Annotated in this window: 23 protein-coding genes; 11 read left to right on the top strand and 12 right to left on the bottom strand. The window is 52.5% G+C overall.

Annotation, left to right across the window (positions count from 1 at the left end):
- Positions 1 to 385, top strand: a 385-nt coding sequence (locus WC562_08630; protein ID MFA5056211.1) for a hypothetical protein, incomplete at its 5' end; no start/stop codon positions are given.
- A 79-nt stretch (positions 386 to 464) separates the two neighbouring features.
- Here WC562_08630 and WC562_08625 read toward each other — a convergent pair.
- Positions 465 to 761 (bottom strand): nitroreductase family protein, encoded by a 297-nt coding sequence (locus tag WC562_08625; GenBank protein ID MFA5056210.1) that lies wholly within the window; start codon positions 759 to 761, stop codon positions 465 to 467.
- 541 nt (positions 762 to 1,302) lie between these two features.
- Between WC562_08625 and WC562_08620 the strand changes: the two genes are divergently transcribed.
- The 10 genes from WC562_08620 (at position 1,303) to WC562_08575 (ending at position 14,657) form a co-directional block, all read left to right on the top strand.
- Positions 1,303 to 2,541: a hypothetical protein gene (locus WC562_08620; protein ID MFA5056209.1), complete on the top strand. Its 1,239-nt coding sequence runs from the start codon at positions 1,303 to 1,305 to the stop codon at positions 2,539 to 2,541.
- Between the two features lie 123 nt (positions 2,542 to 2,664).
- The gene (locus WC562_08615; protein MFA5056208.1) at positions 2,665 to 3,072 is read left to right on the top strand and encodes a hypothetical protein; all 408 of its coding nucleotides are present in this window, start codon (positions 2,665 to 2,667) and stop codon (positions 3,070 to 3,072) included.
- Between the two features lie 947 nt (positions 3,073 to 4,019).
- A complete protein-coding gene (locus WC562_08610) occupies positions 4,020 to 4,328 on the top strand; it encodes a hypothetical protein (GenBank protein ID MFA5056207.1) in 309 nt (102 codons plus the stop codon).
- A gap of 1,888 nt (positions 4,329 to 6,216) precedes the next feature.
- Positions 6,217 to 8,688 (top strand): ATP-dependent Clp protease ATP-binding subunit, encoded by a 2,472-nt coding sequence (locus WC562_08605; protein MFA5056206.1) that lies wholly within the window; start codon positions 6,217 to 6,219, stop codon positions 8,686 to 8,688.
- Positions 8,689 to 9,063: 375 nt separating this feature from the next.
- Positions 9,064 to 9,765 carry a leucine-rich repeat domain-containing protein gene (locus WC562_08600; protein ID MFA5056205.1) on the top strand — a complete coding sequence of 234 codons (702 nt, stop codon included), beginning with the start codon at positions 9,064 to 9,066 and terminating at the stop codon, positions 9,763 to 9,765.
- A complete protein-coding gene (locus tag WC562_08595; GenBank protein ID MFA5056204.1) occupies positions 9,755 to 10,987 on the top strand; it encodes a leucine-rich repeat domain-containing protein in 1,233 nt (410 codons plus the stop codon). The genes WC562_08600 and WC562_08595 overlap by 11 nt, the downstream gene beginning before the upstream one ends.
- Positions 10,988 to 11,049: 62 nt before the next feature.
- Positions 11,050 to 12,432: a DNA repair protein RadA gene (gene radA, locus WC562_08590; GenBank protein ID MFA5056203.1), complete on the top strand. Its 1,383-nt coding sequence runs from the start codon at positions 11,050 to 11,052 to the stop codon at positions 12,430 to 12,432.
- A 58-nt stretch (positions 12,433 to 12,490) separates the two neighbouring features.
- Positions 12,491 to 13,093 carry a SagB/ThcOx family dehydrogenase gene (locus WC562_08585; protein MFA5056202.1) on the top strand — a complete coding sequence of 201 codons (603 nt, stop codon included), beginning with the start codon at positions 12,491 to 12,493 and terminating at the stop codon, positions 13,091 to 13,093.
- A gap of 37 nt (positions 13,094 to 13,130) precedes the next feature.
- Complete coding sequence (locus WC562_08580; GenBank protein ID MFA5056201.1) at positions 13,131 to 13,673, top strand: transposase; 543 nt, start codon at positions 13,131 to 13,133, stop codon at positions 13,671 to 13,673.
- 108 nt (positions 13,674 to 13,781) lie between these two features.
- Positions 13,782 to 14,657: an AraC family transcriptional regulator gene (locus WC562_08575; protein MFA5056200.1), complete on the top strand. Its 876-nt coding sequence runs from the start codon at positions 13,782 to 13,784 to the stop codon at positions 14,655 to 14,657.
- A gap of 55 nt (positions 14,658 to 14,712) precedes the next feature.
- On the opposite strand, the gene leuB is transcribed toward WC562_08575, so the two are convergent.
- The 11 genes from leuB to ilvC all read right to left on the bottom strand — a co-directional run bounded on the left by leuB (position 14,713) and on the right by ilvC (position 23,459).
- Complete coding sequence (leuB, locus tag WC562_08570; protein MFA5056199.1) at positions 14,713 to 15,816, bottom strand: 3-isopropylmalate dehydrogenase; 1,104 nt, start codon at positions 15,814 to 15,816, stop codon at positions 14,713 to 14,715.
- Positions 15,813 to 16,316: a 3-isopropylmalate dehydratase small subunit gene (locus WC562_08565; protein MFA5056198.1), complete on the bottom strand. Its 504-nt coding sequence runs from the start codon at positions 16,314 to 16,316 to the stop codon at positions 15,813 to 15,815. The genes leuB and WC562_08565 overlap by 4 nt, the downstream gene beginning before the upstream one ends.
- A gap of 34 nt (positions 16,317 to 16,350) precedes the next feature.
- On the bottom strand, positions 16,351 to 16,959 hold the full coding sequence (locus tag WC562_08560; GenBank protein MFA5056197.1) for a hypothetical protein: 609 nt from the start codon (positions 16,957 to 16,959) through the stop codon (positions 16,351 to 16,353).
- Positions 16,960 to 16,970: 11 nt separating this feature from the next.
- Positions 16,971 to 17,519 (bottom strand): hypothetical protein, encoded by a 549-nt coding sequence (locus WC562_08555; protein ID MFA5056196.1) that lies wholly within the window; start codon positions 17,517 to 17,519, stop codon positions 16,971 to 16,973.
- A gap of 27 nt (positions 17,520 to 17,546) precedes the next feature.
- Positions 17,547 to 17,741 (bottom strand): hypothetical protein, encoded by a 195-nt coding sequence (locus tag WC562_08550; protein MFA5056195.1) that lies wholly within the window; start codon positions 17,739 to 17,741, stop codon positions 17,547 to 17,549.
- 10 nt (positions 17,742 to 17,751) lie between these two features.
- Positions 17,752 to 18,294: a hypothetical protein gene (locus WC562_08545; GenBank protein ID MFA5056194.1), complete on the bottom strand. Its 543-nt coding sequence runs from the start codon at positions 18,292 to 18,294 to the stop codon at positions 17,752 to 17,754.
- A gap of 10 nt (positions 18,295 to 18,304) precedes the next feature.
- Positions 18,305 to 18,862, bottom strand: a complete 558-nt coding sequence (locus WC562_08540) for a nucleoside deaminase (protein MFA5056193.1) — start codon at positions 18,860 to 18,862, stop codon at positions 18,305 to 18,307.
- Between the two features lie 206 nt (positions 18,863 to 19,068).
- The gene (gene leuC / locus WC562_08535) at positions 19,069 to 20,331 is read right to left on the bottom strand and encodes a 3-isopropylmalate dehydratase large subunit (GenBank protein MFA5056192.1); all 1,263 of its coding nucleotides are present in this window, start codon (positions 20,329 to 20,331) and stop codon (positions 19,069 to 19,071) included.
- A 204-nt stretch (positions 20,332 to 20,535) separates the two neighbouring features.
- On the bottom strand, positions 20,536 to 20,685 hold the full coding sequence (locus tag WC562_08530) for a hypothetical protein (GenBank protein ID MFA5056191.1): 150 nt from the start codon (positions 20,683 to 20,685) through the stop codon (positions 20,536 to 20,538).
- A gap of 12 nt (positions 20,686 to 20,697) precedes the next feature.
- Complete coding sequence (locus WC562_08525; GenBank protein ID MFA5056190.1) at positions 20,698 to 22,212, bottom strand: 2-isopropylmalate synthase; 1,515 nt, start codon at positions 22,210 to 22,212, stop codon at positions 20,698 to 20,700.
- Between the two features lie 251 nt (positions 22,213 to 22,463).
- Entirely contained in the window at positions 22,464 to 23,459 is a 996-nt protein-coding gene (ilvC, locus tag WC562_08520; protein MFA5056189.1) for a ketol-acid reductoisomerase, read from the bottom strand.
- Positions 23,460 to 23,461: the final 2 nt, after the last annotated feature.

Here is a 23,461-nt window from a genome sequence, read left to right as displayed (position 1 = left end):
CTATGAGGACGACCAACTGAACCCGGCGATCGATGGCGACATCATCGTATGGACGGACTGCCGTAAAGAAATCTATGAGGACAACGATATCTACGGATATAATCTATCTTCCGGTATTGAGTTCCCCATCTGCACCGATTCTTACTGCCAATCGAGCCCAGCAATTTCCGGCAACATTGTAGTGTGGAAGGAGAATTGCAACAACTACTGGTATGCAACCGATATCTACGGCTGCAATCTATCCACCGCCACCAAGTTCCCCATATGTCTCAACACGTCTGGCCAAGCACTACCCGCCATTTCAGGAAACACGGTGGTCTGGCAGGATAAGCGTAACAGAAACTGGGACATCTACGGCGCACTACTGACGTTTGATAATCCGTAGACTAACTGAAAAAGAGCCCTGGGAGAGATTCTTCTAGTTGATTTATTGGTGTTATCCCCGGGTGACGAGGGCTTAGATGCTAACAATGTGTCTTACGTTTCTTGATGCCAGCCCGTCCCGTCTCGGCGCAGAACGCCAGCACCACGGGGACGGTGAGCATGGCCTCGGCGGCGGGGTTTATAGATGACAACGTCTCCGCCAGCTTCCGCTTGGTCTCACGATCCTTGACCAGTATCCATCGCACGCACTGCGTGTTGGCCCAGGACGGCGCCCATCGCGCCGCCTCTAATATCGTCTCAAGGTCTTTATCGCTGACGGGATCGGCTTTGTATTTGCGAATGCTCCGCCGTCCTTTTACCGCATCCATCAATTCCATGTGAGGCACCTTCCTTTTATAGATTCACCGGCAAATTATAACCAATTCGAATCGGATTTTTAAACCCGCCAAAACAGAGTTGACATTGTTTGCGTATTGCAAGGTTCAGAAACATATTGGACTCACGGAGCTATAAAAACAGGGGATCCGAATGAAACGCTTTATAAGAAGATTACTATAAACCCTAGACAAACTCGGTTCCTTCAACCATTAATATATGAAATACCTAACCTAGGAAAACAACCAAAAACCTCACCGCAGGATCGAGGAGTTGCGACCGCCATATTATATATAGGTATCTTCTATACCCCTATTGACACAATATTTTGGATACCCTAAAATACTTTTTAAAGGCATCAAGGAGGTTAATAAAATGAAAAAGGCATTGATTTCAAAGAGGTCACTTATTTCCTTATTGGCGATCACTTTCGTTATCTCTATAGCTGTAGCAGGTTCCTCTTTTGCTACAGACAGGGAACCATTTACTCCTTCGGATTCGGCGCAGGGAATTTGGGGAATAGCTTCTCAAGCAGAAGACCTCATGGGACTTTCAGGAACTGACGAAGGGACCGCTGCGCTGGTAGAGAGTGCATCGGATACGGACGGTCAGGCAGGATGCGATTGTTCGTCCGTGTCAGAGGCGGCGCCGCCGGAAATCGACGACCCGATAAGCGACGCGGAACTCCGGGACTTGAAGTCTGTCGCCAGCCAAGAGGGTATATCGCTTCAGGAGGCTATCGATCGGTATGCCTGGAACGACAACTTCGCCCTGGCGGTTGCCAGGATCCGCGGAGCTTGTCCCGAAGCCTTTGCTGATGCGGCGATCGTAGGCGCTGATCGCGCGTGGATCGCTTTCAAGGGCGGCGCTCCCAAGGAAGCGCTCGATATTATCGACATCTTCACCGGTAGCCACAGCAGCGTTTCGGTCGAAGTGCGCACCGGCTCGTGCTTCACCGAGACGGAACTGCAAAGTGCGATTGAAGCAGTCCACTATGCGGTATTGGAGTCGCCTGACGTGCTTGATGCCTCAACCTGGTTCGACACCGAGACAGGCCAGATAACAACAACTGTTGTACTTGAGAGAACAGCTTCCGCTTCGGTTCTCGATGATCTCGGGGCCGTCGCCGAAAAGGCCCTCACCGATGCGACCAGGGCGGATATTCTCAACTGCATTACCACCTCCGTGGTACGCTCAAATGTTCAGGTTATAAGCGGTACCGCTAGCAGCACAGAGCATCTGGGCGGCGAAGCCCTTTCTGATTGTACGTCAGGATTCGGGACGATGTCATATGGGGTGAGAGGCATTTGTACCGCCGGACACTGCTCTAACTCTCAAACTGACGACGGCCAGAATCTGACTTTTCAGGCAGAGTATCAAGGCGTTTACGGAGACTTCCAGTGGCATACGGGGCCCCAGAACGAAACTGACGACTTCTACGCGGGCAGCAGTTCAACACTCGAAACAGACAGGCGCGATGTCTCATGGTCCGGATCTCCAACCGTTGGGCAGACTCTTTGTCGGAACGGTAAGACAACATACCAGAGCTGTCAGCAAGTGCGGAAGCTCAACGTCTGCAACGGAGACGTGTGCAATCTCGTACAAATGGGGGAGAATCACATTTCTGGCGGCGATAGCGGCGGACCTGTGTATTGGGGCAATACGGACTATGGTCTCAATAGGGGATGGATGGCCGACCCATTCTGGCCGTTTCTTAGAGAAGTTTTTTCACGAACTGATAAGATGTGGTACGCTTTAGGAATTCAAGTCGCCACGAACTAAAAATCGGAGGACTCGGCCGGATGCGGTAAGTTTCAGGATTTTTAACAAGGGGCAAGCCACCACGCTTGCCCCTTACAATTAGACGCCGCGGCAAGGTGCAGCCAACCAAAGGAGGGAGTTCTTATGACTAACGAATCCGGTTTAAGAAGGTTCTTATCCGGCCGTCCAAGACACATAAAAATTCTAGTTGCGTTGCTCGTGTTTGCAGTTGTGCTTGGGGTAACAGTTTTCGCGGCATGGCAGCTCCTCGGCGGCGTCTGGCGCGGCGAAGTGAGTATAATGGAGGCATCGCTGATTTCCCCGGACAGGCTGGTACTTTTTGTTTCCTCCTGCCAAGGCGACCCGGAAGTAACGCTGTTGCATGAGACGGACGTCGACGTACAGGTTAAAGTGATCGCCTCCTCAACTCCCCTGAAAGGCGGCCTTAGTTGCCAGGATTCCATCGAAGTCCAGCTTCAACAGCCATTCGGAGATCGGGTCCTCATTGACATGCACAAAGGGCAATTAGTGAACGTCAGCATAGTCTACTGACAATCGGCACAAAAGGTGTATCAGCCGGAACCTCATCTGACAGTCAAGACCTCTCGGAGAGCATTATCCGTCGGCTGTAATTGATTCGGCATCCCGTCATCAATCGGACGCAGCCTCAATCGACGATATGTGATGGGGGAACCGTTACAGCTCCCCCGGAAAGTGTAGCCCATTAAACATTATAGCTTCCATTGTTCAGCCACATACCGTCCAGGTCTAGGCACCAGATCCGATAGTCGCTTCGCACATATATTTATTAGGTAGTAAAAATGAGAATGCTAATAATATCAAATGCAGGCTGGATTTAGAAGTAATACTCTGGCATATTCGCACAGTTTACTAGGTTACAGGACACCAGCGCTTTAAGCTTGAATACTGGTCACGCCAACTCTGTAAGTGGTACAGCTATTAGGAGTAGATACACTGAGAGTATACTCTCTGGATAGGCCGAGTGTAACGTAGGACTTCATCGTAGATTTACAATAGAGGCATTGTGATGGTTTATCGTCTACAATATGACCAAGACTATATAATTCTTTTCCACATTTTCCACAAAAAACGACTCTCTCGCCCATAACATACCTCCAATAAATTCAAGGGGACACTTTTTAAAGTAATAAAATACAACGCAAGATAAATATATATACTAATATATTAAATTTGTCAAGCCCATCAGGTTTTATAAGAGGACGACCATAAACTGGTAAATTGGATATTAGACTCTATTTGGAAACGTTCGAACTCCCTTTGCTTGAGGGTGGAACTTCTCCGGGCTGATCCACTCTGGAAAGCATGTTATTGCTTTGTATAAATGCTATTGTGTTGTTGAATTGACAATAATATGAAACCGGTATAGAATTTCAACTTCACAGTGTGGAATTAGTGCATAGAATCTGAACATTGCTGCCATGAAATATCGCAGATACGATGAATAGCAGGAGGTAGACATGAACAAAATAAAAGTGACAAAGCAGGAGGCGGAGAAACTGCTGGCTGATTGCACTGAGGATTATGCATTCTGGTGCAGCGATGGACGGATTTTCAGGAGCATGAGGGATTTAGCTGATGGCCTGGCCAATATGTCAGATGAGACCTTTGTCTATCATGCAAATGAGGAGAAGCATGACTTCAGCAACTGGCTTAGAGATGTCATCGATGATGAGAAGCTAGCCAAAGAACTGGAAAACTCTATAACCCGTCAGACAGCAGCAAGAAGGGTAAAAGAAAGAGTATCTATTTTAAACACGAAGCTATAATATTTCTCTCGGCAATAGAGAAGAAGGAGAACCCCATGTGCTTAAAGAAAATCTTCGGTTCATGTTGTAAGAAAAAGAATCAACCTGCCGACAAATCTGCTGAGCCTGCAAAGAAATAATAGCAGCGCTCTTTTTAAGCAGCTTTCAGAATGCACTCATCTCCATGAAACACTCAAGGCCTCTAGGTTTCATCGATTCAAAGGCTATCCTATTTCGTTGTTTGAACCTCTGCCACTTGGGATATCCCAATAGAATTTGAACACTCACTAATTTTGTTGAGTCTATTGCTGCAGAAGAATTCATAAAGGAAAATGGATTCTTCTTCTCTGGAGAACCCCCTGCTGCATACGGTCTCCATTATTTATCCCGGAGGATTGCCTGAAATGAGCCTGAAATTATGGCTGATTCGGCTGTTCATATAGCTGCGGATATGGGATTTAGTCTAAATTAGTCAATTAGCCAAAAAAAGAATTCAGTCAAAAAGGAGTCTGGAAATTCAGCCAGAAATCGCCCCTATAATACCAGCCTAATATCGGTTGTGGCTGGCCCCTGATTTCAAGTATTATCAAAAATGCCAACCTCGCCGGGCCGGGAATCAAACTATCCTATTCTCCGAATGTTGTAACGAAACGAGATCCGCAACCAATAAATAGTTTAAAGTCAATGAATGGAAGCCTGGACATGGTTGTATCCAGCTTTTTGGCTGGATATGGTGATGGAAAAAACAGGCTATGTTGGAAAGGTTGACTAGAGAAGCTATTCCTGAGAGATCTCCCTCAGGGTGCATGGGAAAATTTCAGAGTATAAGGATACACAGCTTTACTAATGCGTTCACCAGCATAAAGAGAGGGTAGTTCCGAATCTGCGATTGGTGAATAATACCGCCACCCCAACCCACTATGTCCGACGTTACAGCGGTAGTGTTCAAGTTCATTCACACAGAGTATGGCATAATTTTGGAGAGTATCGCCATTATCTTCATGCACGGGTTTTCTATGATGCGGATGCCGAGCGCCGTAGCCTACTCGATCTCTGTTAGAAAAAACCAAACCTTTGCCACGGTTAGCGCAGAGTCCTCTTCGCCTTTGCCAGGCATCCTGAATGATACCACTCGGAAATGTCATGTGATACCTTCTTACTCAAATCATCCGTGCCCGGATTATAAACCGTCTAACCGATTCATATCGAGTAATATTTATTGTAGATCATTTATTGCAAACACAAATATAATATGCTATATTATCATTGCATCTACTATAATAGTGAGAGGATACAACTAGCATGCCGGTTTGCCCTTTCTGCTATTCAAAAAAAATGCGCAAGTACGGTATTTATCGCTACGCCGATACAGTAAGGCAAAAGTGGCGCTGTGAGCAGTGCGCGGGTGTCACCGCCTATCCGCTATCCCGCAAACCAAAACGTAGGCCCAGACGACTTAGATAATCTACGAAACCGTATGAAATACTCCTTTCGTTGCTGAAAAGGAAGGGGATTCAACTTAGTAACAGGTTTTGGAGATGTTGTTTGAACAGATCCTTAACACGGAAACCAGGCATGGAATGATAAATGGGAGGCAAACTATGAAGATGACAAAACATGACCTCATCAAAGTTAACGATACAATCGCGCCGACAAGGGAGTGCTTGCCTAGACGGGATAATTTCGTAGCTAATTCCGGATCGCCCAGCTTTGAGGGCAGAGGGCTTGATTGGGAAGCAAATACTCTACCACTGAGTTACACCCGCGGACGAATTGTATTTTATTACCAAAGCGGAGACATGTAAAGACGGCTTCGATCTCATCACAATGGCGATTCCCTTTTAAATAGCCGTATGTTAAAATATAAACATAATAAGTATGTAACCCTCATCTATATCTGGAGGGAGAGATGTCCAGCAGATTCGAAAAATTTACCGAGAGAGCCAGAAAGGTCTTAACCCTCTCCCAGGAGGAAGCGCAGCGCTTTAACCATAACTACATCGGCACGGAGCACATACTGCTCGGCCTGGTTAGAGAGGGAGACGGCGTGGCCGCGAAAGTCCTCGTTAGCCTGGGCCTGGAATTGGATCGCGTTCGGCAGGCTGTTGAATCGTCGATGGGAAAAGGCGAACGGACCGTCTCGGGAGAGGTCGGACTTACGCCAAGGGCCAAGCGCGTCATAGAGCTGGCCGTGGACGAGGCCAGGCGGCTGCATCATAACTACATCGGCACCGAGCATCTCCTTCTTGGATTGTTACGCGAGGGCGAAGGAATAGCGGCAAGCGCTCTTGAAGGATTGGGCGTGACTCTGGAGAAGGCGCGGGCTGAGACCGTGCGCCTTCTCAGCCAGAACATGCCGCAGCAGTCGCAGGCCGGCTCGCCGCGCACGGCAACAAGAACCCCCACACTGGACCAGCTCAGCGTTGACCTGACGGCGGCGGCCAGAGCGGATAAACTCGACCCCATCATCGGGCGCGACAAGGAGATAGAGCGCGTCATACAGATACTGAGCAGGCGCACCAAGAACAACCCCTGTCTCATCGGCGAGCCGGGCGTGGGTAAGACCGCGATAGTTGAGGGTCTAGCCCATCGCATCGCCAACAACGAGGTGCCGGCCACGCTACGCGACAGGCGACTGCTGGCGCTCGACATCGGTTCGCTGGTGGCGGGAACCAAATACCGCGGCGAGTTCGAGGAACGCCTGAAGAAGGTCATCGAAGAGATAAAGACCTCCGGCAACTGCACCCTGTTCATCGACGAGATACATACGATAGTGGGCGCCGGAGCGGCCGAGGGCGCCATCGACGCCTCCAGCATACTCAAACCCCCGCTGGCGCGCGGCGAACTGCAGTGCATCGGCGCCACCACGGCCGACGATTACAGGAAGCACCTAGAGAAGGATGCCGCCCTCGAGCGCAGGTTCCAGCCAGTAAAGGTTGAAGAGCCGACGGTCGAGGAAACGATAAAGATATTACAGGGGATTAAATCCCGTTATGAAGACCATCACCAGCTTATCATCAGCGATGAGGCGCTACACGCCGCGGCCACGCTGGCGGCCAGATACATACCGGACCGGCATCTCCCCGATAAGGGGATAGACCTTATCGACGAAGCCGCCTCAAGGGTGCGGATAAAGAATTTCAACACGCCGACGACATTTAAAGAGACGCTTAAAGATCTCGACGCGGCGCGCCAGGATAAGGAATCGGCCATCGCCTCACAGCTTTATGATAAGGCTGCCGAGTTGCGCTCCCGCGAGCTAGATCTAACCGAAAAGCTGAGCTCGATTCAGAGCGAATGGGAACAGGAACAGGAAGCGAAGGAAAAGCCAGTGGTCACCGAGGACGACATCGCCGAGGTGGTCTGCATGTGGACCGGCATACCCGTGACGCGCATGGCCAAGGACGAGACCACCAGACTCCTGCAGATGGAGGAAGTTCTGCACCAGCGCATCGTAGGTCAGGACGAAGCGATCACGGCTATAGCCAAATCCGTGCGCCGCGCCAGGGCCGGGCTCAAGGACCCGCGCCGCCCCATCGGCAGCTTCATCTTCCTCGGCCCCACCGGAGTGGGTAAGACAGAGCTGGTGCGGGTGCTGTCCGAGTTCATGTTCGGCAGCCAGGACGCGTTGATAAGACTCGATATGTCCGAGTTCATGGAGAAGCACGCCGTGGCACGGCTCACAGGAGCGCCTCCGGGCTATGTAGGCTATGAAGAAGGCGGACAGCTCACCGAAGCGGTTCGGCGCAAAGGCTACTCCGCCATACTGCTCGACGAGATCGAGAAGGCGCACCCGGACGTTTTCAATGTCCTTTTACAGATACTCGACGATGGCCACCTCACCGACGCCAAGGGCAGGCGCGTCGATTTCCGCAACACGATAATCGTCATGACCAGCAATATCGGAGCCGAGCTTATACGGCGCGATTCGACGCTGGGATTCTCCACAAAGTCAGATGAGGCCAAGACCCAGTCGCAATCGTACAAGCGCATGAAGGACAAGGTGCTGGAGGAGATGAAACGCTTCTTCCGCCCCGAGTTCCTCAACCGCATCGACGGGAGCATAGTATTCCACGCCCTGAGCAAAGAGCACATCAATCAGATCGTGGACCTCATGCTGAAGGACGTGCAGAAAGAGCTTATAGATAAGGGCATGAAGCTCGAGACCACCGACGCAGCCAGGAACCTCCTGGGGGAAAAAGGCTTCGACCCTGTTTTCGGGGCGCGCCCGCTGCGCCGCGTTATCCAGGACCTCGTTGAGGACCCGCTCTCGGAGCAGCTGCTGCGCGGCGAGTTCTGCCCGGGCGACACTATAGTTCTCGATGCCGATGACGGCAGGATAGTTAGCCGCACGCTGGAGCCGGCGAAGTCAGCGACGTAAACGTCAAACGACAAATATTTGAACGCTAAGCCCTGGGACGATGAATCCCGGGGCTTTTTTTTGACCTCTCGATTAGACGGTACCCCGTAGAGACGCAACATATTGCGTCTCCGCATATTCACCCCCTCTTGCAAAGGGGGCCAAGGGGGATTTAGATTAGAGATATTTAATCACAAGATCGATGCGCCGTTTTCCCATGCGGCAAACGTTGACCGAATCTACCTCATGCTTTATACTATGCCTCATAGTGGTAACTGCCATTACCCCTGCCATTCGACGACTCCGCATCATCTTTTGAGCAAGTTGCTTGTTATTGAGGGAAGTAAATTTGTGCTTACAGGGCAGACATTCAACATACCTGACAGGAGACAAGCCATGAGGAAATCATTAGTCCGTTTAATCATCTGCGCGATATGCGCGCTTACCATCGCGTTACCAGTTACAGGCTGCGGCGATTCCTCCCCCGGCGGTATCAGCTTCCCCGACCCCAACCTTGAGGCCGCCATCCGCGAGGCGATAGACAAGCCCAGCGGCCCCATCAATGCTTCAGACCTCGAAGGATTGTATTCACTCAATGCCAGAGATATGAGCATCGCAGATATTACCGGCATTGAGTATTGCACCAAATTAGAAGGAATAGACCTTCGCTATAATAATATAGTAGATGTCTCTCCGCTAGCAAATCTCACAAACTTGGATATGTTATTGCTTAGCGGAAATCAAATAAGCGATATTGCACCGCTGGAAAACCTCACTGGTCTTACCTGGCTATCCATTTCATATAACAACAATTTTAGTGAAATATCCGCACTGTCTAACCTGGCAAATCTGGAGGTTCTAAACATCGGAGGTAACCAGATAACCGATATTTCTCCCCTGTCCAACCTTATGCATCTTGATGAGTTATCACTGGACTGTAATCAGATAACCAGCATAGAGCCTCTGATTAAGAATACCGGACTCTCTTCCGGCGACAGTGTTAATATTAGGGATAACCCGCTTGACGAAGATTCTCTGAATACATACATTCCTCAGCTGGGAGCAAGGGGTGTGGAGGTTACTTTCGATGAAAACTAAACTTATTTACCTTGTCTTAGCGTTGTGCCTGATTCTGCCGGCCGCGCTCGCAACAGGCTGCGGCGACTCCTCCCCCGGCGGTATCAGCTTCCCCGACCCCAACCTTGAGGCCGCCATCCGCGAGGCCATAGACAAGCCCAGCGGAGAAATAAATCAATCCGACCTTGAAGGACTGACGGAGCTAGACACAGTATCAACTTTCCAACACATTACCGACCTCACAGGCCTTGAACATTGCATCAATCTAGAAGTGCTCGATCTCGATAATGAAGAAATAAGTGATCTATCCCCTATCGCGGGACTCACAAATCTAACCGTCCTGAATATTAGCTGGAATAAATTGAGCGATATCTCCCCCATCTCGGGTTTGGTCAACTTGGAAACCTTAAATCTCGACGCAAATTCCGGGATTAGCAACATAGCTACACTATCAAACCTCACCAACTTGACCCACCTAAGCATTGGCGGAAGCTGGGGTGATATGATTAGCGATATTTCACCACTCGCAGGATTAACCAAATTGACCACATTGGTTCTTTCCTACAATGAAATTACTGATATCTCGCCGCTTTCAGGCCTGACTGGATTGACGTCGTTAGACTTGTCTGGAAATGAGATAAATGACATCGAAGTTCTCTCAAACCTTGTTAATCTCAGAGAGTTAATCCTTTACAGAAATAAAATAAGTGACTTTTCATCACTTTCCTCTCTTGCCAATCTTACATATTTGGACCTCGGGGCCAACGGCATAGATGACGTCTCATTACTATCAAGCCTTACTAGCCTGGAAATCTTGAATATCTACTTTAACGATATAGTTGACATTACACCGTTAGCCAGCCTCGTTAAACTGGAAATCCTTGACGCTCAATATAATGAAATAAATGACATATCTCCTCTATGTAATTTAAGCAAACTAGAAGAGATGGATATAAGCATGAATCACATAAACAGCATCCCTGACATGTCCGGGCTTAACATGCTGACAACGTTGAATCTCGATTTTAATAATATCAACGAGATTAACGGTTTATCATATCTGGTAAACCTTGATGTTATATCGCTTGAACAAAACGATATTACTGACATACAGGCTCTTGTAATAAATTCAGGAATCTCATCCGGTGACTCCCTTAACATAGTGGGCAACCCGTTAAACGAAGATTCGACAGATACATATATACCTGAGTTGGAAGCTAGAGGCGTGGAGGTGTTTTATTAATGAAGACTAAAGCTATTAATATCTTCGTTGAGCCAGGCCAACGCCTAATGTATAATTAGCCCATGGAAAAAGGTCGCAAGGTCTTCGTCTGCGAGCAATGCGGCAAGGAGAGCGCGAAGTGGGTCGGGCACTGTCCCGCCTGCGACGGCTGGAACACGTATGTCGAGACACTGCACATTACTTCCAAGCGCTCAACCAGATCACGAACCGCGAACTCCCCACAGGAACTTTGCAGCGTATCCAGAGAGGAAGCCCCCCGGTTCTCTCTCGACATCGAGGAGTTCGACAGGGTGCTGGGCGGAGGCATCGTCCCCGGCTCGCTGGTGCTCATCGGCGGCGACCCCGGCATCGGCAAATCGACGCTCCTCCTGCAGGTCTCGGCCAACGCCGCCAAATCGGGCAAGACGGTTCTGTATGTCACCGGCGAGGAATCGCTGAGCCAGATACGTTTGCGGGCCGGTCGACTGGGTACGCCGGGCGAGCGTATATTCACCCTTGCCGAGACCAACCTTTCGGTCATATTGGAGCAACTGGCCCAATCGCCGCCGGACATCGCCATCGTCGATTCCATACAGACGGTCTACATGGACGGCATCGACTCGTCGGCGGGGAGCATCGCGCAGATACGCGAGTGCACCGTGAGGCTCATGCAGTGGGCCAAGGAGAACAACGTTCCTCTGCTCATATCCGGGCACGTGACCAAGGACGGCTTCATCGCCGGGCCCAAGGCGCTGGAGCACATCGTCGACGCGGTGCTCTATCTGGAGGGCGAGCAGTTCAGCTCCTACCGCCTGCTGCGCGGGGTCAAGAACCGCTTTGGATCGACGAACGAGGTCGGCGTGTTCGAGATGACGGGCAAAGGCCTTATCGAGATATCCAACCCGTCCGAGGCCTTCCTTTCACAACGTTCCAAAGAGACGATAGGATCGGTCGTAGTGCCGACGCTTGAGGGCACCAGGCCGCTTCTCGTGGAGATACAGGCCTTAACGACGAACGCGAACTTCGGAGCGCCGCGGCGCACTACGAACGGAATCGATTTCAATCGTTTACTTCTCGTGGCCGCCGTGCTGACCAAGCGCGCCGGACTGGGCCTGGGAAATCAGGACATCATCGTCAACGTGGCCGGCGGTCTCAAGGTGGGCGAGCCGGCCGCCGACCTCGGGATAGCGATAGCCATCGCCTCCAGCCTGCGCAGCGCACCAGTTGACCGCAACCTGGCCGCCGTCGGCGAGATAGGTCTCTCCGGCGAGCTGCGGGCCGTGCCGCAGACGGAGCGCAGGATCGGGGAAGCGGCCAAGCTTGGCTTCAAACGCTTCATAACGCCCGAATCCGCGGGTTTAAAAGCCCCCAGGGGCATGGAGCTGTTGCAGGCGTCATCCCTGCGAGATGCGCTGAGGTTAGCTTTGCCCAAAGCCGAGCGCAAAGTCGATGCAGAATCAGAATGAATCAACGTAGGGGCACAGCATGCTGTGCCCCTACACATAACCGCACAAGAGGTAACATATGACTGAAATCAAACTGCCGTCACCAAAACTAAAAGGCGATGTATCCGTCGAGGAAGCGATATTCAAGCGCCGCTCGGTGCGCGACTACAAGACCGACGCGTTAACGCTGGAACAACTGTCTCAACTGCTGTGGGCCGCTCAGGGCATCACCGCCGCGGACTTCTTCCGCGCCGCCCCCAGCGCAGGGGCCAGCTACCCCCTGGAGCTGTTCGTGATAGCCGGCAACGTCAAGGGGCTCGACGCCGGAGTATATCATTACAACGTAAAAGAGCACTCGCTGAGTATGCATCTGAAGGGCGACATCCGGGAGAAACTCGGAACGACGGCAGCGTTCAACCAGAAGTGCATCTCACAGATTCCCGCATGTATTTCGATCTGTGCCGTCTACGAACGTACAATGAAGACCTACGGTAAGCGCGGCGAGCGATACGTCCACATCGATACCGGCCACGCCGCGGAGAACATCGCGCTCCAGGCCGTGGCGCTGGGTCTGGCCACCGTCATGGTCGGCGCCTTCGAGAATAAGAAGGTCGGCGAGATTCTGAACCTCGGCGAAGAACTGAAGCCGCTGTATATAATTCCGGTAGGATACCAAATGTAGAGACGCAAAATGTTGCGTCTCAATTATGAGACATTATATGACCCCTGACCTATTCAAGAGCAAATACCGCGTCGAATCATCTCGATTGCAGGAATGGGATTATTCGCAGAACGGATATTACTTCGTGACTATTTGCATAAAGAATCGCGAATATCTGTTTGGCCAAATTAAAAATGACGAAATGATTCTTTCCAAAATTGGGAGAGTAGCCGAACAATGTTGGTATGAGATACCCAACCATTTCACCTTCGTTGAATTAGACGAATTTGCCATTATGCCCAATCATATTCACGGCATTATCGTTATTACCAAAAATACGGAGACGCAACATATTGCGTCTCTACAACGTCAAGGCCCAAATAAATTCGGTCCCCAATCAGAAAATCTTGCGTCAATTATGCGAGGATTCAAAAGCAGCATTAAAAAATGGGCGACAGTTAACGGAATCGATTTTGAATGGCAACCAAGATTCTACGACCGTATCATCAGGAACGAAGAAGAATTGTGGAATGTAAGGAACTATATTCAGCATAACCATCTTAAATGGAATGAGGATGAGGAGAACCCCTCTTATATATAGCCCATAATCCGAGCAATCCCGGTCAAGAACCGCGGATGACGCTTTGTTACACTCTCTTTGCGAGGTGATAATACGAATAGCTGGGAAAACGTGCGAGCGGCGCGCCGGATGCAGGACTTCATCGAAAGCCATATCACGGAACCGATAACCCTGCACGACTTGGCGGAAGCCGCAGGGTATTCTCCGTGGCATGCCGCGCGGGTCTTCAAAGAACTCACCGGCAAGACGCCCTTCGACTATGTCCGGGAGCTGCGGCTGGCGCGCGCGGCTGAAAAGCTCCGGGATGAAGACATCAAGATCGTCGATGTGGCCTTCGACTTCGTCTTTGAGTCGCACGAAGGGTTTACCCGCGCGTTCTCCAGGCACTTCGGTATGAGCCCGCGGCGCTTCAGCAAAGACAAGCCGCCGGTCGAGCCCTTCATGCCGGAAGACATGCGCGATTATTACCTCAGCCTACAAAGAGGAGGAAAAATAATGGCGACAAAGTCCAAACCCAACACCGTTTTCGTTCAGGTGGTCGACAGACCAGCGCGCAAGCTGATCCTGAAAAGAGGGAAGGCGGCGAAAGATTACTTCGCCTATTGCGAGGAGCTGGGCTGCGATATCTACCAGGAGCTTAAGGATGTGAAAGAAGCCCTTTACGAGCCCATCGGGATGTGGCTGCCGAAGAACCTGCGCAAGCCGGGAACATCGGAATACGCCATGGGTGTGGAAATGCCCGCCGGATATAAAGGACCGGTTCCTCAAGGCTACGAGATCATCGCCCTCAAGCCGTGTAAGATGATGGTCTTCCAGGGCCAGCCTTACGATGACGCCAAATTCGAGCAGGCCATCGGCGACCTCTGGGCGGTGATGAAGACCTACAATCCGGAGCTGTACGGCTTTAAGTGGGCCGATGAAGACGGCCCCCGTTTCCAGCTCGAGCCCCAGGGCTATCGCGGCTATATCGAGGCCAGGCCCGTAAGACAGATAAACAAACGCTAGGAACGATTAACCATTCGCTCGGCGAGGTGAAGAACACCTCGCCGAAGCTTATTCCCTACACCTTCGCCCCCGCCACCTTTTTGACGATAAGATCCCCCATCTCCCGCGTCCCCACCTTGGTCCGGCCGTCGCTCATGATATCATAGGTGCGGAAGCCGTCCTCCAGCACGTCCAGCACGCACTTCTCGATCAGGTCGGCGGCCTCGGCCAGCCCCAGCGAGTAGCGCAGCATCATGGCCGCGCTCATTATCGTGGCGATGGGGTTGGCCATGTTCAGCCCGGCGCGGCTCGGCGCGCTGCCGTGTATCGGCTCGTACATGCCGAAGACTTTCGACCCGACACGCGGTATATCGGCAAGGCTTGCCGAGGGCAGCATGCCCATCGACCCGGCAAGCATGGACGCCTCGTCGGTGATGATATCGCCAAAGGTATTCTCGGTAACGATGACGTCGTACGCGGACGGTTTCTGTATCAGGCGCATGGTGCAGGCGTCGACGAGGTGGTGTTCAAGTTCGACATCGGGATATTCCTTCGACATCTCTATGGCCATCTCGCGCCACAGCCGCGATGTCATGAGCACGTTCTGCTTATCGACGGAGGCCAGCTTCTTGCGGCGTCCGCGCGCCATCTCGAAGCCCACGCGCAGTATGCGCTCGATCTCTTGCTCGGTGTAGACCATGGAATCGACAGCCTTGCGCCCCTTCTCCGTCTGCCAGCGCTTCTTGGGCTTGCCGAAGTACAGCCCGCCGGTCAGCTCGCGGACGACTACCAGATCGACGCCGTGCACGACCTCCGGCTTGAGGTTGGTATGGTGCTCCATCATGGGGAAGACCTTCACCGGGCGCAGGTTGGCGAACAGCTTCAAGCCTTTCCTCAAATCGAGCAATCCGTCCTCCGGCCGCACTTCGGAATCAGGGATGTCCCACTTGGGCCCCCCCACCGCGCCCAGCAGCACCGCGTCGCTCTTGCGGCACATCTTCAGCGTCTCGGGCGTCAGCCCCACGCCGTGCCTGTCTATGGATATTCCGCCGACATCGCCGTACTCCAGTATGGCCTTATGGCCGAACTTCTCGCAGACCGTCTGCAACACCTTCGCCGCCTCCGAGGCCACCTCCGGCCCGATGCCGTCGCCCGGCAGATAAGCAATGTTGAATTTCACCTGGCACTCCTCGTTTTAATTCTCTTCTTAGTATACTCGATGAGCCCGCCCGCTGAGACAAGCTCCATCATGAAATCGGGATAGGGCTCGGCCTTATAGGTCTTACCCTTGGTGACGTTCTTTATCTGACCCGACTCCAGCGTCACCTCAAGCACGTCGCCTGAATCGATCTTGTCAGCCATGGCGCACTCCAGCAGCGGCAGGCCGATGTTGATGGCGTTGCGGAAGAAGATGCGCGCGAAGCTCTGTGCGATGACGCACGACACGCCCGCGGCCTTGAGCGCGATGGGCGCGTGCTCGCGCGACGAGCCGCAGCCGTAGTTGGTTGTAGCCACGACCATATCACCTTTTTTCACGCGCTTGAGGAACTCCTCGTCGATGTCCTCCATGCAGTGCGCCGCCAGCTCCGCCGGCTCCCACACGTTGAGATAGCGCGCCGGGATGATGGCATCCGTATCCACATTCGCGCCGTATTTATGTGCTTTACCTCTGAGTTTCATATGACATCCTTTGAATTCAGTCTCCACGTGTTATCTACACTACTTCTTTCAACCCATCACCTTGCCATTGAAATACACGGTAGTATTTCTCGAACGACTGAGCATCGTCATCATGCTCCTCATTACCTACAATAACTATAAGGTCCCCGCCTTCGCCTTTCATTAGTTTCCCACGAGAAACTTTCTGTTCCAAATGTTTTATTAATTCTCTCATCTTCCTTGAATTAGATTGATAGCAAATCAGCACTCTTAGTCTAGTTCTTACACAGAGCAGCTTCCATAAACAAAATGAAATTTTATCAAAATCAGTTGAGTTCTCATGCTCTATAGCAGCTTCAGGCAAAATGCGAGGATCATTATAAGGAGATTTTTTATTGTAGAGTTCTGGATCAATCGAATCATCTAGGAAAAGGGCATCGATATGTAGATATTCTCCACTCTCCTCAACATTCTTCTTACCTTGCCTTATAACATAGCAACCAAAGTCCTCACCAACAGGTTCTACAATTTTGGACAGAATAAATCTAGTCCACTCTCGCCCTTCCTCCTTATGTCCCCTGAGACCTTCCTCGTAACATTTGATATTACTACAATAATGCTTCTTAAAGCTTGTTAACCACTGCTTTCCGGTCATGTCTTTCATATCTTCCTCTCTTACCTCCTAATCCTCCCCTTAATCACACCCATCACCGCATCCGGATCGTTAGTCGAGAACACGAACTCGTTGAACCTGCCCTTCTTCAGCACCAGCACCACGCGCTCCCCGCCGAGCACATTGTACACCAGCCGCGTCCTGCCGTTGACCCGCCCGATGCGTATGCCGTAACCGCCGTAGTTGCCCAGAGCCGAGACTTCATCCGGGTAGCATTCGGCGATATCCTCCCACGGGATAACGCGCTTGAACAGACCGTAGGCCACCGTAAGCGATCTGGAAGTGGCCTTGATCACCAGCTTGCTGAAGTTAACGATGACGAACGTCATCAATATAAAGAACAAACTCATCATCAAGAAGAACCAGTCAGGCGCGGGTTTATCGCCCACCGGGCCCTCAGTAATCTGAGAAATGAACATCGCCAGGAAGAAGACGGTTAAGACCATGAACAGGACGATGATAACTCTGCCCATCGTGAACACCACGACCTCGCGATATATCTCGGGATCGGAGGCCTCAGCCATCATTTTCTGCATATCGTCGTTAGCCATTACACACACTTTATCGATACGAAAGAATTACTTGCCGCCTCCGCGCGTAGACATGCGCATCCAAATTAACACGCCGACGATGGCGATGAATGCGAACGCCGCGCCTGCGTAGAAGCCGCGCATGAAGAACTTGCCAATCAAAGTAAGCACGGCGATCAGCAAAAGGCCGACGCCGACTATTACGATCTTGCCCGCAGTTTTCTTTCCCGCTCCACTATCCATGACTGCCCCGTCAAACCGCCCTCTGAGTCTGGATTCGACTTTTGATTATGTCGACTACTTTGTCGGGTTCTTTCGTTGAAAATACAAGCGCCCTCCTGCCCTGCCTCATCTCCAGCACCACGCGCGGGCAGCCCATCACATTGTACATCCTCCTGAACTTCCGTCCGGTGAACCCCACGCTGACGCCCCAGTTGGCGGCGGACAGGAACGAGCTCTCCCTGTCCGGTCGACAATCGCGAACATCCACCCATTTCACACCAACCCGGAATATCCCGAAACCCACGACCGCTCCTTCTTCCGTCATCCGAATGGAGAGCGTGACCAGGTTCGCCAGAAACAGCGTGAGCAATGCCATCGCCGACAGGATGGTCGCGGCGAACCACAGCGGCACGGAGCTATCGTCCTGCTGCCCTGTTATAAGCTGGTACAGATAAGCTACCATGAAGGTTATCGTCATAACGGCAAACAGGGCCACGATGCCCCTGATGATGGGGAACCTGACCTTCTCCTCATAGATTACATTGCCGTCGACGTTACTCATCGCGATCAACATTCGACATCGTTTATCTCTGACGCAGTTTGCTGTCGTTCTTCTCGACCGTCTCCATAAATACCTTTAACGCGATCTCGGACAGCTCCGGCGAGCAATCGGCAAGTCGATAATCCTGCCGCTCGGCCAGCTCCCGCCACTCGGGCGGCATATAGGCCAGCCTGTTAGCCATGCCGCCATCCTGATCGATAGCGGCGTAATATACCTTCCCGACGCCCGATGTAATGAGACGCCCCAGGCACATGGGACACGGCTCGATCGAGGAGAACAGCGTATAGCCGCCCATGCGCTCCACATCCCTGTGCTTCTCCTCGAACTTGGTCATCACATCCATCTCGGCGTGCATATCGCTGCGGAAGTACGGATAGAACACGCGATTGTGCCCTCTCTGCACTATCTTTTTGCCATTGACGAGCACAGCGCCAACGCCGAAGTTGCCCTCCAGCGCGGCTTCGATAGCTTCCTGAAGGGTGATTATCACGAACGTGTCGTGAAGGTAGTTCTTGTCAGGAACCATATTGTCGATCCTGGCCTTGAGCAGTTCTAATGTATTTTTTGTCGATTTAGACATTCTCGTTATCCTAATTGTCATTGCGAGCGCAGCGTGGCAATCTCCGTCAACCCCCTATATCCCCCAATCTTGGGGGATTTTATAAAAATAGGGGACACCCCTAATACCCCGTCAGGAGAGAATTCTCTCCTGTACCTCTCTTTCATAACCGTCATTCCGGCGCATGCCGGAATCCATACGTAGGGGCAATTCATGAATTGCCCCTACTATCTAATCTCCTCCGGGCTCGCGATCCTGCCCGCTATCGCGCTGGCGGCGGCTATAGCTGGATTAGCCAGATAAACCTCGGACTTGTTGCTGCCCATGCGCCCCACGAAATTGCGGTTCGTCGTCGAGATACACTTCTCTCCCGCAGCCAGCACACCCATGTAGCCGCCCAGGCACGGCCCGCACGTCGGGGTGCTCACCGCCGCGCCCGCTTTGATGAACGTCTCGATAAGGCCGCGGCGCATCGCTTCGAGGTAAACCTCCTGCGTGCCGGGTATGACGACGAGCCTTACATCGCGGTGAACCTTTCGCTTCCCGATGACGTCGGCGGCCACCTGCAGGTCCTCGATTCGGCCGTTGGTGCAGCTCCCGATAACTGACTGGTCGATCTTTACGTTCCCGACCTTGCTTATCGGCTTGGTCTTCGACGGCAGGTGCGGGAAGGCCACCTGCGGTTCGATCTTGGACGCATCGTATTCGAGGACGCGCTCATAAACCGCATCCGCATCAGGCTCATAGGCGCAATACTTGCGCTTCGTCCGGCCCTTGAGATACACCTTGGTTTTATCGTCGACGCGGAACAGTCCCGCCTTGCCTCCGGCCTCGATGGCCATGTTGGCCATAGTGAGACGGCCCTCGACGGATAACGAATCGATAGCCTTGCCGCAGAACTCCATGGCGTGGTAGCGCGCGCCGTCGACACCGATCTTGCCGATGGTGTACAGTATCAAATCCTTGCCGCCGACCCACTTCTTAAGCCTGCCGTTGAAGACGAACTTTATCGTCGAAGGCACCTTCATCCAGACCTCCCCCGTGGCCATAGCCGCGGCGATGTCGGTAGAGCCCATGCCCGTGGCGAAAGCGCCCAGCGCGCCGTACGTGCATGTGTGCGAATCGGCGCCCACCACCACATCGCCGGGGAGCACCAGCCCCTGCTCCGGCAGCAGCACGTGCTCAATGCCTCCGCAGCCCGCCTCGTAGTAAACCACCCCGTGTTTGCGGGCGAACTCGCGCATGAGCTTGGCCTGCTCGGCGGAGGCGATGTCCTTATTCGGCACGAAATGATCGGCCACCATCACGATCTTCTTCGAGTCGAAGACCTTCTTCACGCCGATGCGCTCGAACTCCTTTATCGATATCGGAGCCGTAATATCGTTGGCCAGTACAAGATCGACCCTGACGTCCAGGAACTCGCCCGGATGAACTCTTTTCTTGCCGCTGTGCGCGGCCAGTATCTTTTCCGCTATGTTTGATCCGCTCATCTTTCTTTTACCTTCTTCGAACTAAATGCCGACGTAATTTACCCATAAAATGTCGTTGATGCAACAGTAGTCTAGAACAAAACCGTAGTCCGTACAATACCGCACGTTCGAATCGGGATAGCTCAAATGATAATAAGAATAATCGAGGGTTCAGCCACGATTACGGTTGCCCCGTTTACCGAACGCCCGAAATCGGAATGCTGCTTATCCGATGAACAGCACGGCAAATGCTATAGCAAGGGCGGCGAAGCTGATGGTCATGTTTACCACCACCAGTATCATCGCCAGCTTGAGAGTTTGCTCCAGGTTCTGAATCCGACTCTCTGTCTTCTGTTCGTCCTTCTGTTCTTCCATCATTTCCCCCTGCTATATGCCCTTCGCTGCTATGAGGCGGTTTAAAGCGTTAACGTAAGCCTTTGCAGACGCTACTATTATATCGGTATCCGCGCCGCGTCCGAGGTAAACCATGCCATCGCTCTCTATCCTGATGGTAACCTCGCCCATGGCATCGATGCCCTCCGTCACCGAGGTGACGCTGAACTCGATGAGCTTGTTGGGCACGCCCACGAGACGGTTGATGGCCTTGTAAATAGCGTCGATCGGCCCGGTGCCCAGCGCGGCATCGGCTACCACCTTCCCGTCGGGAGCAACGAGCTTGACCGTGGCCGTGGGAATATTACGGTCGCCGCATGATACCTGAACCTGCTCCAGCCGGTATGTCTCCGATACGGTGCGTTTGTCTTCGGCGAGCAGCGATTCAAGGTCCCTGTTGGTGACCTCCTTCTTCTTGTCGGCAAGCTGTTTAAAAGCTGCGAAAGCGCGCGCCAGCTCCTCATCGCTCAGGGTGTAGCCCAGCTCCTCGAGCTTTTTCTTCAGGGCGTGGCGTCCGCTGTGCTTGCCCAGCACCAGCTTGTTAGACGGCCATCCCACCGTCTGCGGATCCATGATCTCATAGGTTATGGCTTTCTTTATCACGCCGTCCTGGTGTATGCCGGACTCGTGGCGGAAGGCGTTTCCGCCGACTACGGCCTTGTTCGGCGGCACTACGAAACCGGTTATCTCGCTGACGAGACGGCTGGTCCTGTATATCTGCGTCGTATCTATATTCGTCGCCGTACCGAAGAAATCGTGGCGTGTCTTTATGGCCATCACGATCTCTTCCATCGAAGCGTTTCCGGCGCGCTCCCCGATGCCGTTAACGGTGCACTCCACCTGCCGGGCGCCGGCCTTGACCGCGGCCAGGCTGTTGGCTACCGCCATGCCCAGGTCATCGTGGCAGTGCACGCTGATGACGGCCTTGCCGACATTCGGAACATGCTTGAATATGCCCTTTATCAGGCCGCCGAACTCGTCGGGCGTGGTGTAACCGACCGTATCCGGTATATTGACCGTCCTGGCGCCGGCAGCGATCGTCGCTTCCACGACTTTATAGAGGAATGACGGCTGGGTGCGGGTGGCATCCATCGGCGAGAACTCCACATCGTTAGTGTACTTCTTGGCGCGCTTGACCATATCGCATGCCAGCTTCAGGGCTTTCTCCTGGCTCATTTTCAGCTGAAAGTTAAGGTGATAGTCAGACGTCGAGAGAAACACATGTATTCGCGGCTTCTTGGCGCCCTTCACCGCCTCCCACGCGCGGTCAACAGCCTCCGCGTTTGCATGAGTCAGGGCGCATACCGAGGATTTCTTAACCTTTTCCGATATGAGGCGCACCGCCTCGAAATCGTCGGGCGAGGCGATGGGGAAGCCGGCCTCGATGACATCTACGCCGAGCTTTTCCAGTTGAAGCGCTATCTCGAGCTTCTCGTTGAGATTGAGGGTTGCGCCGGGAGCCTGCTCCCCGTCACGAAGAGTGGTATCAAAAATAATAACCTTGTCCATAAATATACGTCCTCCCTGGAGAATTATTCATTACACAACTGCTTATACCCCTCTCCTTCATTTCAGAGAGGGGCCGGTAAGGATGAGAATAACTCTCCGCAGTTGAGAACCCATATAGTACGACATGGCTGTTTTAAAATTATATTATGTCTTATGTAACTTTGTCTATGCCCGCGATATTTCTTGTAGGGGCGATTCATGAATCGCCCCTACGTAACGTTCTATATCTACGATTTATACTACAACCGTCGCTATTTCCCCTTGAGCCACGGCATCATGGCCCGCAGCTTCTTGCCGACCTCTTCAATCTCATGCTCTGCCTCGTTGCGCCGCGCCGCGTTGAAAACAGGCCGTCCCGCCTGATTCTCCAGTATCCACTCACGCGCGAAGGAGCCGTCCTGAATCTCGGCAAGTATCTGAGCCATCTCTTCACGAACGTAGTCATCGATCACGCGCGGGCCGCGGGAGTAATCGCCGTATTCCGCGGTATCGCTAACCGAGTAGCGCATGTACTCGAAACCGCCCTGGTATATAAGATCGATTATCAGCTTCAACTCATGGCAAACCTCGAAATAAGCGATCTCCGGCTGGTAACCGGCATCGACCAGCGTCTCGAATCCGGCCTTGATCAACGATGTTATGCCTCCGCAGAGCACCGCCTGCTCGCCGAACAGATCGGTCTCGGTCTCTTCCGCGAATGTGGTCTCTATGACACCGGCGCGTGTGCAGCCGATGCCCTTGGCATAGGCCAGCGCCATCTGCTTGGCCTTGCCGGACGCATCCTGATATACCGCGACAAGGGCCGGCACTCCCGACTTCTCGGTATAGAGCCTCCGGACCATGTGTCCCGGCGACTTTGGAGCTATCATTGTGACATCCACGTCCTTGGGCGGCACTATCTGCCCGTAGTGGATATTGAAGCCGTGCGCGAACATGAGCACCTTGCCCTTCTTCAGGTTGGCTTCAACAGAGCTCTTGTATATCTCTTTCTGCAGCTGATCCGGCACCAGCATCATGATGATATCGGAGGCCTTGGCCGCCTGCTCGGCTGTGACCACTTCCAGGCCGGCCTTGACCGCGGCCTTCCATGGGACGCTGTTCTTAAGCTCGCCCACGATGACCTTGCATCCGCTCTCCTTCAGGTTCTGCGAGTGCGCATGCCCCTGGCTGCCGAAGCCGATTATGCCGATGGTTTTGCCCTTGAGCAGTTCCAGCTTGGCGTCCTTATCGTAGTACATCTTCACCATTT

This window comes from Dehalococcoidia bacterium, from assembly GCA_041649635.1.
In the GTDB taxonomy this organism is placed as follows: domain Bacteria; phylum Chloroflexota; class Dehalococcoidia; order E44-bin15; family E44-bin15; genus JAYEHL01.
This window is presented reverse-complemented; position numbering and strand designations above follow the sequence as displayed.

Bases quoted from the DNA above. Each gene is read 5' to 3' on its own strand.
- WC562_08615 (MFA5056208.1), top strand. From the start codon at position 2,665: ATGACTAACGAATCCGGTTTAAGAAGGTTCTTATCCGGCCGTCCAAGA.
- WC562_08600 (MFA5056205.1), top strand. From the start codon at position 9,064: ATGAGGAAATCATTAGTCCGTTTAATCATCTGCGCGATATGCGCGCTT.
- WC562_08610 (MFA5056207.1), top strand. From the start codon at position 4,020: ATGAACAAAATAAAAGTGACAAAGCAGGAGGCGGAGAAACTGCTGGCT.
- WC562_08580 (MFA5056201.1), top strand. From the start codon at position 13,131: ATGACCCCTGACCTATTCAAGAGCAAATACCGCGTCGAATCATCTCGA.
- WC562_08545 (MFA5056194.1), bottom strand. From the start codon at position 18,294: ATGTTGATCGCGATGAGTAACGTCGACGGCAATGTAATCTATGAGGAG.
- WC562_08540 (MFA5056193.1), bottom strand. From the start codon at position 18,862: ATGTCTAAATCGACAAAAAATACATTAGAACTGCTCAAGGCCAGGATC.
- WC562_08585 (MFA5056202.1), top strand. From the start codon at position 12,491: ATGACTGAAATCAAACTGCCGTCACCAAAACTAAAAGGCGATGTATCC.
- radA (MFA5056203.1), top strand. From the start codon at position 11,050: ATGGAAAAAGGTCGCAAGGTCTTCGTCTGCGAGCAATGCGGCAAGGAG.
- WC562_08530 (MFA5056191.1), bottom strand. From the start codon at position 20,685: ATGGAAGAACAGAAGGACGAACAGAAGACAGAGAGTCGGATTCAGAAC.
- WC562_08565 (MFA5056198.1), bottom strand. From the start codon at position 16,316: ATGAAACTCAGAGGTAAAGCACATAAATACGGCGCGAATGTGGATACG.
- WC562_08625 (MFA5056210.1), bottom strand. From the start codon at position 761: ATGGAATTGATGGATGCGGTAAAAGGACGGCGGAGCATTCGCAAATAC.
- WC562_08605 (MFA5056206.1), top strand. From the start codon at position 6,217: ATGTCCAGCAGATTCGAAAAATTTACCGAGAGAGCCAGAAAGGTCTTA.
- WC562_08525 (MFA5056190.1), bottom strand. From the start codon at position 22,212: ATGGACAAGGTTATTATTTTTGATACCACTCTTCGTGACGGGGAGCAG.
- ilvC (MFA5056189.1), bottom strand. From the start codon at position 23,459: ATGGTGAAGATGTACTACGATAAGGACGCCAAGCTGGAACTGCTCAAG.
- WC562_08620 (MFA5056209.1), top strand. From the start codon at position 1,303: ATGGGACTTTCAGGAACTGACGAAGGGACCGCTGCGCTGGTAGAGAGT.
- WC562_08550 (MFA5056195.1), bottom strand. From the start codon at position 17,741: ATGGATAGTGGAGCGGGAAAGAAAACTGCGGGCAAGATCGTAATAGTC.
- WC562_08575 (MFA5056200.1), top strand. From the start codon at position 13,782: ATGCAGGACTTCATCGAAAGCCATATCACGGAACCGATAACCCTGCAC.
- WC562_08560 (MFA5056197.1), bottom strand. From the start codon at position 16,959: ATGAAAGACATGACCGGAAAGCAGTGGTTAACAAGCTTTAAGAAGCAT.
- WC562_08595 (MFA5056204.1), top strand. From the start codon at position 9,755: ATGAAAACTAAACTTATTTACCTTGTCTTAGCGTTGTGCCTGATTCTG.
- WC562_08555 (MFA5056196.1), bottom strand. From the start codon at position 17,519: ATGGCTAACGACGATATGCAGAAAATGATGGCTGAGGCCTCCGATCCC.
- leuC (MFA5056192.1), bottom strand. From the start codon at position 20,331: ATGAGCGGATCAAACATAGCGGAAAAGATACTGGCCGCGCACAGCGGC.